This window comes from Mesorhizobium sp. M4B.F.Ca.ET.089.01.1.1 (assembly GCF_004022605.1).
GTDB lineage: Bacteria > Pseudomonadota > Alphaproteobacteria > Rhizobiales > Rhizobiaceae > Mesorhizobium > Mesorhizobium abyssinicae.
Map to the genome: position 1 here is coordinate 1 of NZ_RZOS01000585.1, position 3,004 is coordinate 3,004.

The following is a 3,004-nucleotide window of genomic DNA, read 5'->3' on the forward strand; positions in this document are numbered from 1 at the left end:
GTTTGCGGCTGACTGGCGACGCGCCGGCCGGATCGCGCAAGTCTTCACCCATTTCGCGCTCGAACTCGAAGTCTTTCATGCCCACATCAAAGGTGATGCGCCGGAAGGGCATTTCTGGTCGCTGGCCCATGAGATTTCCGGGGAGGCGCTGCCCACCGTCATGAAAAAGGTAATCGAGGCAGCGATACCGGGCGCGACCAAAGCGCGTCGCGTGTGACCGGGTCACGCGCGACACGCTATCCCAAACCGCTGCACTTTTGGGCGACATGCGCTAAGGCAGCGCCCGCATTGAAAGGACAGGCATGACCGAAATCCGCCACATCGTGTTCGACATCGGCAGGGTGCTGATCCACTACGATCCGGACCTTCCCTTCAGCCGCCTGATCCCCGATGCCGAGGAGCGGAAATGGTTCTTCGACAATGTCTGCACGCATGACTGGAACCTCGAGCAGGACCGCGGGCGGACATGGGCAGAGGCCGAAGCGCTGCTGATCGGCGAATACCCGGGCCATGCGGAGAATATTCGCAATTTCCGCCGGCATTGGCACGAGATGGTGCCGCATGCCTATGACGACAGCGTCGCCATCATGGTCGGCCTGATCGAGGCCGGCCACGATGTCACCATGCTGACCAACTTTGCCTCGGATACGCTTGCCGAAGCCCGGCAGCGTTTCGGCTTCCTCAACCGTCCGCGCGGCGTGACCGTTTCGGCCGACATCCGCCAGATCAAGCCGGATCGCGCCATCTACGATCATCATGTCGCCGCGTTCGGCCTCGAACCGTCCGCGACGCTGTTCATCGACGACAGCCAGAAGAATGTCGACGGCGCCAGGGCGGCCGGCTGGCAGTCGGTGCTGTTCACCGACGCCGAAACGCTCAAGACGGACCTCGAGCGTTACGGGATCAGGGCCTGATTTGAATCGCTTCGGACGATCCGCTGAAGTTCTGATTCAACTTTAACAGCGGGATCTCAGGCCCCTGCCCGCTCCATGCCGAGGCGGGCGATGCGGCGCAGCTCGTCGATCGGGGTGAGGCCGCCGCTGCGCTCATAATGCCAGAAGGTCCAGCCGTTGCAGGCGTCCAGCCCCTGCACCTCGGCGCCGATCTTGTGGATCGAGCCGGCGCTGTCGCCGATCGCCACCGTGCCGTCGGCGCGCACCTTGGCCGCCCAGCGTTTCTTGGCGTCGTAGAGGGTGGCGCCGGGCTGCATCAGTCCGGTGTCGATCAGGCTGATGAAGGCGACGCGCGGCTCGGCGCGCTTGCCGGACAATACGGTCAGGTCGGCGCCTTCCAGCGGCCTGACTGCATCGATGCGCTCATTGGCGGCGTCGATATAGGCCTGCTCGCGCTCGATACCGACGAAGTGGCGGCCGAGGCGCTTTGCCACCGCGCCGGTGGTGCCGGATCCGAAGAAGGGATCGAGCACGATGTCGCCCGGCTTGGTCGAGGCCATCATGATGCGGGCGAGCAATGCTTCCGGCTTCTGCGTCGGATGCAGCTTGTCGCCATTGTCGTTCTTCAACCGCTCCTGGCCGGTACATATCGGAAACAGCCAGTCGGAGCGCATCTGGACGTCGTCGTTCGAGGCCTTCAGCGCCTCGTAGTTGAAGGTGTAGCCCTTGGCCTTCTGGTCGCGCGAGGCCCAGATCATCGTCTCATGCGCGTTCTGGAAGCGGCGGCCGCGGAAGTTCGGCATCGGGTTGGTCTTGCGCCAGACGACGTCATTGAGGATCCAGAAGCCGAGATCCTGCATCTTGGCGCCGACCCTGAAGATGTTGTGGTAGGAACCGATGACCCAGATGGTGCCGTTCGGCTTCAGCACGCGCCGCGCCGCCAGCAGCCAGGCGCGGGTGAAGGCGTCATAGGCCTCGAAACTCTCGAACTGGTCCCAGTCGTCGTCGACGGCATCGACCTTGGACTGGTCGGGCCGGTGCAGGTCGCCGTCGAGCTGCAGGTTATAGGGCGGATCGGCGAAGATGACGTCAATGGACTTTTCGGGCAACCGTTCGAGGGCCGCGATGCAGTCGCCCTTGAGGATGGTGTCCAGCCATTCGGATTGCTGGGGAGCGCGGGAGAGCTCGTCGATAAGACGCACGGCTGACATTTTTACACCCAAGGCACGCGTTACTGTTTACTGTCCGTTATGGTTACCGATCAGCGTAAATATTCGGTGAAGGGCGGGACTGCCCCGGTCGAGACCTGCCGTGAATTTGCGAAGCCCCGCCGCTTGGTGTATGCCGCGCCGCCTGAGCCGTATCAGGCCAGCTTTCTCCCGCGTTCCGGATTGCCATGCCCCAGCCAGACCTTGTCATCTTCGATTGCGACGGCGTGCTCGTCGATTCCGAAATCATCGCCGCGCGCATCGAGGCCGAGCTCCTGACCTCGGCCGGGTATGAGATCTCGGCCGAGGAACTGGCCGAGACCTATGCCGGACTGACCTTCAAGGACATCATGATGCGGGTCGAGGAGAAATCCGCCATCCCGTTCCAGGCCTCGCTGATCGGCCGCGCCGAAGAGCTGGTCGACCGCAAGCTGCGCAGCGACGTGCGCGCCATCGACGGCGCGCGCGAGGCGGTCGCGGCGGTGACGGTGCAGCGCTGCGTCTGCTCGAATTCGCGCACGGAGCGGGTCGAGTTCATGCTGGAGAAGGTGGGGCTGTTGCCGTTCTTCGCCGGCCGCATCTTTTCGGGGCTCGACATCCCCAGCAAAAAGACCAAGCCGGCTCCGGACGTGTTCCTTTACGCCGCCGAAAGGCTCAACGCCGATCCGAGAAACACCTTCGTCATCGAGGACTCGGTGCATGGCGTCACCGGCGCCAGGACGGCCGGCATGCGCGTCATCGGCTTCACCGGCGCCGCGCACAGCTATCCCGGCCACGCCGACGCGCTGACCGAAGCCGGCGCGGAGACGGTCATTCGCCGCTGGGCCGAGTTGAAAAGCGTGATTGCCGCGCTGTCGGAATGGTCGGCGGACGCTTGAAGCGTCCGCCCAAGCCCACCTCAGT

The 3,004-nt window shown here is 63.9% G+C and carries 3 protein-coding genes and 1 pseudogene; 3 read left to right on the forward strand and 1 reads right to left on the reverse strand.

Features of this window, described 5'->3' with window-relative positions; translation table 11 throughout:
- Nucleotides 1-217: pseudogene (locus EN780_RS31085) on the forward strand (NUDIX domain-containing protein); the annotation flags it as partial.
- Between the two features lie 85 nt (nt 218-302).
- A complete protein-coding gene (locus EN780_RS31090) occupies nt 303-914 on the forward strand; it encodes an HAD family phosphatase (RefSeq protein WP_128276188.1) in 612 nt (203 codons plus the stop codon).
- 56 nt (nt 915-970) lie between these two features.
- Here the strand turns inward: EN780_RS31090 and EN780_RS31095 are convergent, their stop codons facing one another.
- On the reverse strand, nt 971-2,104 hold the full coding sequence (locus tag EN780_RS31095; protein ID WP_128276189.1) for a site-specific DNA-methyltransferase: 1,134 nt from the start codon (nt 2,102-2,104) through the stop codon (nt 971-973).
- Nucleotides 2,105-2,289: 185 nt separating this feature from the next.
- On the opposite strand from EN780_RS31095, the gene EN780_RS31100 reads away from it, so the two are divergent.
- Complete coding sequence (locus EN780_RS31100; protein ID WP_127282489.1) at nt 2,290-2,979, forward strand: HAD family phosphatase; 690 nt, start codon at nt 2,290-2,292, stop codon at nt 2,977-2,979.
- The last annotated feature ends 25 nt before the right edge of the window (nt 2,980-3,004 follow it).